7 protein-coding genes are annotated in these 6,639 nt (G+C 65.9%); 2 read left to right on the top strand and 5 right to left on the bottom strand.

The window, feature by feature from the left end; translation table 11 throughout:
- The 4 genes from V5A53_RS11605 to V5A53_RS11590 form a co-directional block, all read right to left on the bottom strand.
- Positions 1–593: polyprenyl synthetase family protein (locus V5A53_RS11605; protein ID WP_332313775.1), on the bottom strand; the 593-nt coding region annotated here is incomplete at its 3' end.
- Between the two features lie 308 nt (positions 594–901).
- Positions 902–1,870 carry an electron transfer flavoprotein subunit alpha/FixB family protein gene (locus tag V5A53_RS11600; RefSeq protein ID WP_332313774.1) on the bottom strand — a complete coding sequence of 323 codons (969 nt, stop codon included), beginning with the start codon at positions 1,868–1,870 and terminating at the stop codon, positions 902–904.
- Positions 1,867–2,661: an electron transfer flavoprotein subunit beta/FixA family protein gene (locus tag V5A53_RS11595; RefSeq protein ID WP_332313773.1), complete on the bottom strand. Its 795-nt coding sequence runs from the start codon at positions 2,659–2,661 to the stop codon at positions 1,867–1,869. Before V5A53_RS11595 ends, V5A53_RS11600 begins: the two co-directional genes overlap by 4 nt.
- A 125-nt stretch (positions 2,662–2,786) precedes the next feature.
- Positions 2,787–3,893: a helix-turn-helix transcriptional regulator gene (locus V5A53_RS11590; RefSeq protein WP_332313772.1), complete on the bottom strand. Its 1,107-nt coding sequence runs from the start codon at positions 3,891–3,893 to the stop codon at positions 2,787–2,789.
- Positions 3,894–4,056: 163 nt separating this feature from the next.
- Here V5A53_RS11590 and V5A53_RS11585 point away from each other — a divergent pair, with 163 nt between their 5' ends.
- Positions 4,057–5,313, top strand: coding sequence for a DUF7096 domain-containing protein (locus V5A53_RS11585; protein WP_332313771.1), 1,257 nt, complete (start codon positions 4,057–4,059; stop codon positions 5,311–5,313).
- A 135-nt stretch (positions 5,314–5,448) separates the two neighbouring features.
- Positions 5,449–5,913: a type IV pilin N-terminal domain-containing protein gene (locus V5A53_RS11580; RefSeq protein WP_332313770.1), complete on the top strand. Its 465-nt coding sequence runs from the start codon at positions 5,449–5,451 to the stop codon at positions 5,911–5,913.
- 3 nt (positions 5,914–5,916) lie between these two features.
- Here the strand turns inward: V5A53_RS11580 and V5A53_RS11575 are convergent, their stop codons facing one another.
- Positions 5,917–6,597 carry a methyltransferase domain-containing protein gene (locus V5A53_RS11575; RefSeq protein ID WP_332313769.1) on the bottom strand — a complete coding sequence of 227 codons (681 nt, stop codon included), beginning with the start codon at positions 6,595–6,597 and terminating at the stop codon, positions 5,917–5,919.
- Positions 6,598–6,639: the final 42 nt, after the last annotated feature.

Raw genomic sequence — 6,639 nt, 5'->3', positions numbered from 1 at the left:
CCGAAGGCCTCGACCGTGTGCGGATCCGCGTCGGCCGCGACCGCACCGAGTTCGGCGGCCGCCCGGAACAGCGCGCCCGTCTTCCGGCGGGCCAGTTCCATGTACTCCGATTCGCTGGCGGGCTGTTCGACCAGTTCGGTCGCCTCGCCCTCGCCGAGTTCGACCATCGACTCGGTGACCGCCTGCATCGCCCGCTCGTCGGCCGAGAACAGTTCGAACGCCTCGCCGAGCAGGCCGTCGCTGGCGACGATAGCCGCGCCGTGGCCGAACGCCGACCACGCGCTGGCGACGCCGCGGCGGAGGTCCGACTCGTCGATGATGTCGTCGATGACCAGCGAGGCGTTGTGCACCAACTCGATGCCGACGGCGAAATCGACGGCGTTGCGGGACGGTTCCGAAGCGAGACCGTCCTCGCCCTCCAGTTCGCCACCGGCGGCTTCGAACGTCAAAAGCGTCACGATGGGGCGGACGCGCTTGCCCCCCGAAAGCGAGACGTGCTCCAGCCGGTCCGTCATCGTCTCGGGTTCGGTGGCGTCGAGGACCGCCTCCATCCGGCCGTCGACCAACGACCGGCGACGCTCCAGATATTCCATAAAAGTGGTAGGTATGGTCGCCGCAAGTACCTAACGGATGCGGTCAGGAGACGTCGGGGACCGAACCTTCGATTTCGTAAAAAACAGTCTACCGACTACGTTTCGGCTGGCAAAGAAACAGCGGTAGATAGCCTCCGCCGAGCGACAGGCGGAGTGGGTTGCGGGCTTCGCTCACAATCTTATAACGTGGCGGCGAAGCCGCCACGCAGCGCGCATATGTTTCCCACGTTTTTGCCGTCATCAGACCGCGGAGCCGTGTCGCGCCCCGGAGCAGGCGCGACCGGCGGAGCGTGCAAAAAGTGGCTGCGTTAGACGTCAGGCGCTTCGCCGCCGAACTCCTCGATGAGCTGCGGCACGACCTCGAAGAGGTCGTCGACGATACCGTAGTCGGCGATGTCGTAGATCGGCGCGTTGGGGTCGGTGTTGATCGCGATGATGGTGTCGGCGCCCTTCATGCCGGCGACGTGCTGGACGGCCCCGGAGATGCCGATGGCGATGTAGACGTCGGGCTCGACGACTTTCCCGGACTGGCCGACCTGGCGGTTCTTCGGCAGCCAGCCGTTGTCGACGATGGGTCGCGACGACGACAGCGTCGCGCCGAGGGCGTCGGCCAGTTCCTCGACCAGCGGGAGGTTCTCCTCTTCTTCGATCCCGCGGCCGATGGAGACGAGCACGTCGGCCTCGGTGATGTCGACGTCGCCGCCGGCGACTTCCTCGAAGCCGTTGACGGTCGCGCCGATGGCGTCGTAGTCGATGTCCGCCTCGAAGGACTCGATGGCGGCGTCGCCGGCGTCCTCGGCGACCGGCCACTCCGCCGAGCGGATGGTGACGGCGTACTGGTCGGCGTCGACGTCGTAGGTCGTCTCGACCTTGCCGCCGTACTGTTCGCGGGTGACTTCGACGGGCTGGCCGCCCTCGAGGGCGACGGCGTCGGTGACAAGCGGGAGGTCGAGGCTCTCGGCGACGGCGGGCGCGTAGTCGAGGCCGTTGACCGAGTTCGGCGCCAGCAGCGCGGTCGGCTCCAGTTCGGCGTGGAGCTGTTCGATGGCCTGGGTGTAGACGCCGTGGTTGAACTCCTCGCCCTCGTCGACGGTGTAGATGGTGTCGACGCCGTCGCGGTTGCAGTCCTCGGCGAAGCCGTCGACGTCGCCGCCGATGACGACGAGGTTCAGTTCCTCGCCGAGTTCGTCGGCGAGTTCGCGGCCGGCCGTGATAATCTCCAGGGAGATGTCCCGAAGGTCGCCGCGGCGGTGTTCGGTGACGGCAAGCACGCTCATCCTTCGACCACCCCTTTGTCGCGGAGGAAGTCAGCCAGTTCGTTGGCAGTGTCCTCGGCGCTGCCCTCCCAGAGGGTGGCGTCGCCTTCGGATTCGGGTTCGTACATGGCGGTGCGCTCGATTTCGGAGTCGACGACGCTTGCGTCGAGGCCGAGGTCGTCGAGGGTCTGGACGTCGAGGGGCTTGCGCTGGGCCTGCCGGATGCCACGGAGGCTGGCGTACCGGGGTTCGTTGATCCCGGTCTGGATGGTGAGGACGGCGGGAATCTCGATATCCGTCAGCTCTTCGATGCCACCTTCCAGTTCGCGGTGGACGGCGGCGACGCCTTCGTCGACGTCGAGGTCCAGCGCGTTGACGACGGCGCCCCATTCGAAGCCGAGGCGTTCGGCGACGGCGACGCCGGTGGCGCCGTTGGCGTCGTCGCCGGCCTGCACACCGGAGAGGATGAAGTCGGGGTCTTCTGCTTCGGCGACGGCGGCGATGATTTCGGCTTTGGTGTCGACGTCGAGGAACTGGGCGTCCTCGATGGAGTCGTCCCACACGCGGATGGCGCGGTCGGCACCCTTCGCGAGGGCCATACGGACGGTTTCCTCGGAGCGCTCGGGGCCGATGGTGACGGTGACGACTTCGACGTCGTCGTGTTCTTCGCTGAGCTGTACGGCTTCCTCAACGGCGTAGTCGTCCCACTCGTTGAGGTCGTATTCGAGGGAGCTGTCGGCGATGTCGAGGCCCGAGATTTCGAACTGGTCCTCGACTTCAGCCACCTCTTTGACGGTGACAAGTATCTTCATGCGGCTATCACCGAATATGACGGCTGTCCGTGGTTAAACGTTTCCGAATCGTACAGCGTTTGTCGGGGTCTTATACCCCCATAAACACTGTTCAACGGGAAAAGAGATGTCGCCGTATCGGTCGGCTACCCGTCGTTCTCGGTGATCTCGCCGAGGCCTTCGTCGGGGAGGCTGATGAGGTTCTCCCGGCCGATGCGGAGTTTGTCGACGCGGCCTTCCTCCTCCATCGACGAGAGGAGCTGTGAGACCTTGGCGTTCGACCAGCCGGTCTCCTTGACGATGTTGGCCTGTTTCATCCGCCCACCGTTCTGTTCGAGCAGGTATTCGACTCGCTCCTCGTCAGAGAGGAGTTCGAGGTCAGGCTCCTCGTCGTCCGCAACGCCGGTCGGGGCGTCGGGGGCCGGTTCGGAACCGGTGTCGGGTTCCGGCGTCGGTTCGGCCTCGCTTTGCCCGAGGTCGGTCACCGTCGAGAGCGGGCTTTCGTTCTCCTGACGCCGCCAGAGGAGGTAGAGGCCGAGCAGCAGCGCCGCAGCGCTGAACAGCAACGCACCGACGAGCAGGATCGTCGAGAGATCCGTTCCCGGATCCACCGGTCCGGTCGAACGGGGCTGGTACTCGATCTCGAAGTAGCCCGGTTCGAAGGTCTGTGGGCCCTCCCACCGGAGGTCGCCGCCTTCGGCACCGATCGGGGAGGTCGTCGGACTGCCGTAGCCCGGCGGCGACCGGATGATGAGCGTCTGGTCGCGCTCCAGTCCCGGAAGCCACGTTCCGTCGGTGGTGTTGAACGCGTCGCCGACGTACATCGTTTCGTTCTCGCCGATACGGGCGAAGGAGGTCCACGTAAACGAGACGCGTAACTCCCCGTAGCCGGTCGCGTTGCCTTCGACGGTCTCGTTGACGACGACGGCGTTCCGTTCGGTGGATTCGATGGACATCTCCCGACCGGTCGCCGTCGAAGCCTCCCCGGCGGCCCGCTCGAATACCTCGACCCCGACCGGGAAGTCCTCCTCGCTGTTCTCGAAACTCTCGCCGAACTCGCGGAACTCCTCGATGTCCGTCCGGTCTTCGAGGGGAACGCCGACGACGATGGTCCACCGGGCGTCCCCGTCGTCTTGGAGTTGCACCTCGAAGGTGGTCTCCTCGCCGGCGGGCTGGGCGCTCGCCGGGACGGCACCGACGATCGACGCCACGAGGAGGAGGGCACACAGCAGCACGGGGCGGCGGTACCGCATTGGGCGATTTATGCACACCCGCGCGGGAAAACGCTTTCCATCGGCTGATGAAAGGTTTCAGAGCTTTATAAACGGTCTCGGCGGCTCTCGCCCCGTCATCTGCCGTAAGGTGAGACGAAGAGCGGACGGTCGGCTTTTTGTTCTCGCACGTCGACCCCCGAGTATGAACGGCCTCCGTGTGGTCGCAGTCGCCCTCCTTTGCTGTCTTTCGCTGGTCGCCGGTGTGCCGGTCGCCGCTGACGGGGCGCAAGCCTCGACGGCGACCGAACACGGCGAATCGAACGTCGTCAGTGCGGACAACACGACGGGTTACCTCGCGGTTTCCGACGGGGACCCCGACCGCACCGCCACGACTGACAGCCAACTCGACGTGGCTGCCGCCGTTGCCGGTCGCACGGCGTCGATTCGCGTTCGGTCGACCGAGATCGCGCTTCAGAAAGCGGTCCGGAACGCCGAGAACGAAACCGAGCGCAGGGCGGCCGTCCGTCGCGCCGCCGACCGGATCAGCGCCCGTATCGACCGTCTGGAACGACGCGAACGGAACGCGGTCGGCAGGTACGCCGACGGCGATTCGACCGACACGCAGTTCGTCAGAACGCTCGCCGTTATCGACACCGAGGCCCGGAAGACCGACGGGGCCGTCGCCGAGCTACACCGACAGAACAGCCGGCTCGACACCCCCGTCCTCACACAGCAGGAGATAGCGTCGTTCCGAGCACGGCTACTGCCGCTGTACGGCCCGGTGCGGCAACAACTCGCCGAGGCGACGGAGACCGGCGAGGGTAACCGCGTCTACATCGAAACCGAGGACGCCGACATCGCACTGGCGACCGTCGACGACCCCGAATTCGACGACCCGCAGTACGTTCGGGAAGCCCACGTCCGGGACGCCCGGGGGCCGGCGGCTCCATCCGATTTCGACGCCGAAGACGTCGAACGACGGTTCGGTGAACTCTACCCGTGGGCCAGCGAGAATCAGGACGGCGGCATCCAGATCGGTCGATACGGCGGCCGCCCCCACGTGTTCACTACCGCGGGCGTTTGGCCCCTCGACGTCGGCCACACCCACGCAGCGACGACGCCGGGCCTCGTCCTTTTCTTCGATGGGTCGACCGAGGACGTCTTTCGGGAGTTCCAGTTCAACGACCCCTCGCTGGTTCCGACGACGACCGTCGAGAACGAAACTGCCGGCGGCGACCTCCGACTCGTCGTCGAGACGACCAGAGCCGGCGGCCCCCTCGGCGTCGCCGTGGTCGACAACGAGACCGACGAACGCGTCGACGCCACCGTGGACGTGAACGGCGAGCCGGTCGGGTCGACGGACGGCGAACGCCTGTGGACCGTCGGCCCGCATGGCGACGTGACGGTCAATGCGACACACGACGGCCGGACGATCTCTGTCGAAACGCGTCTGGACTGATACGGGTCTTTGTAACGAATTACCGGCGAGCGCCAAGCCGTACCGGGGGCTCGCCGAGACAAGACTACAACGACCCGTGTGATCGGCGGTCGCCGCTGCCGAGCCTTTTTATACGATAGCGGAGCCAGACGCCCCGTGTCCGAACGGGCGCTGTCCCCAGTCATCGGCTGTCTGCTGTTGACGGCGATAACCGTGGCCGGTGCCGTCATCGTCGGTGCCGCAGTCGCCGTCGAACCGCCCAGCACCGCACCTGCCGCGAGTTTCGATGCCGAGGCTGAGGCTGACGGAACGGTTCGGCTTACCCATCGCGGCGGCGCCGCGATAGACCCCGAGACCCTTCGCGTGCGCGTTCGAGTCGACGGCGAGTCGCTTGACACACAGCCGCCCGTACCATTCTTTTCGGCCCGTGGATTCGAGAGCGGCCCGACAGGCCCGTTCAACAGCGCCCGGGCCGGTGACTGGCGGGCGGGCGAAACGGCGAGTTTCCGTATCGCGGGGACGAACAGTCCGATCCCGTACGCGGGCGCGAGCGTTGAAATCCGGCTCTACGCCGATGGCCACAAAATCGCAGAACTGACCGTTACCGCTAGTGTGGGATGAGATTCAGGCAGTCGACGCCGTTTCGGCGTCGGTCGTTTCCTCGTCGCTCGCGTCATCCCCCGTGTCGTCGGGGACGCGGGCAACCGTCGTGATGGCCCGCGGTGTACCGGGCGCGCGCTGTTGGATGTGGTGTTCGAACTCCTCGAAGCCGGCCTCGGCGAACATCCGGTCGGCCTCCTCCTCGTCGTAGAACAGCATGATGGCGTCGGCGAGCTTCTGGAACAGCGTCGAACTTGGATAATCGGGGCCGACCACGATCACGGTGCCACCGGGCTCGGTCACGCGGCGGGCCTCCCGGAGCGCATCGACGGGATTCGGCCAGTATTCGATAGAGCCCGACGACCAGTAGGCGTCGAAACTGTCGTCATCGAAGGGGAGGCGTTCGGCGTCGCCGCGATGGAACTTCACGGTCCCGCGTTTGCCGAACTTGGCGAAGGCCTTCTCCAGTTGGTGGGCCGACTGGTCGAGGCCCCAGACATCGTCGGTGTGCTGGAGCAGGCCCTCGGTGGCGAAGCCGGTGCCACAGCCGACATCGAGGACCCGATCACCCGACTCGACGTCGAGCCATTCGAGCGCCTCGTCGCGCATCTCCTCGTTCCAGATGAACGGGTTGATAGTATCGTACGCCTTCGAGAGGTACTTGTAGAAGACCCGCGCTCGCGCCTTGTCTTCGAGGACTCCCATTACTCACCCTTTGGGACGGTTCGGGCATAATTCTGCTTATCC

The organism is Natronomonas sp. (genome assembly GCF_036625485.1).
GTDB lineage: Archaea > Halobacteriota > Halobacteria > Halobacteriales > Haloarculaceae > Natronomonas.
The sequence above is the reverse complement of the archived record's forward strand: the minus strand, read 5'-3'. Positions and strand labels throughout refer to the sequence as shown.

Bases quoted from the DNA above. Each gene is read 5' to 3' on its own strand.
- V5A53_RS11600 (WP_332313774.1), bottom strand. From the start codon at position 1,870: ATGAGCGTGCTTGCCGTCACCGAACACCGCCGCGGCGACCTTCGGGAC.
- V5A53_RS11575 (WP_332313769.1), bottom strand. From the start codon at position 6,597: ATGGGAGTCCTCGAAGACAAGGCGCGAGCGCGGGTCTTCTACAAGTAC.
- V5A53_RS11585 (WP_332313771.1), top strand. From the start codon at position 4,057: ATGAACGGCCTCCGTGTGGTCGCAGTCGCCCTCCTTTGCTGTCTTTCG.
- V5A53_RS11590 (WP_332313772.1), bottom strand. From the start codon at position 3,893: ATGCGGTACCGCCGCCCCGTGCTGCTGTGTGCCCTCCTCCTCGTGGCG.
- V5A53_RS11595 (WP_332313773.1), bottom strand. From the start codon at position 2,661: ATGAAGATACTTGTCACCGTCAAAGAGGTGGCTGAAGTCGAGGACCAG.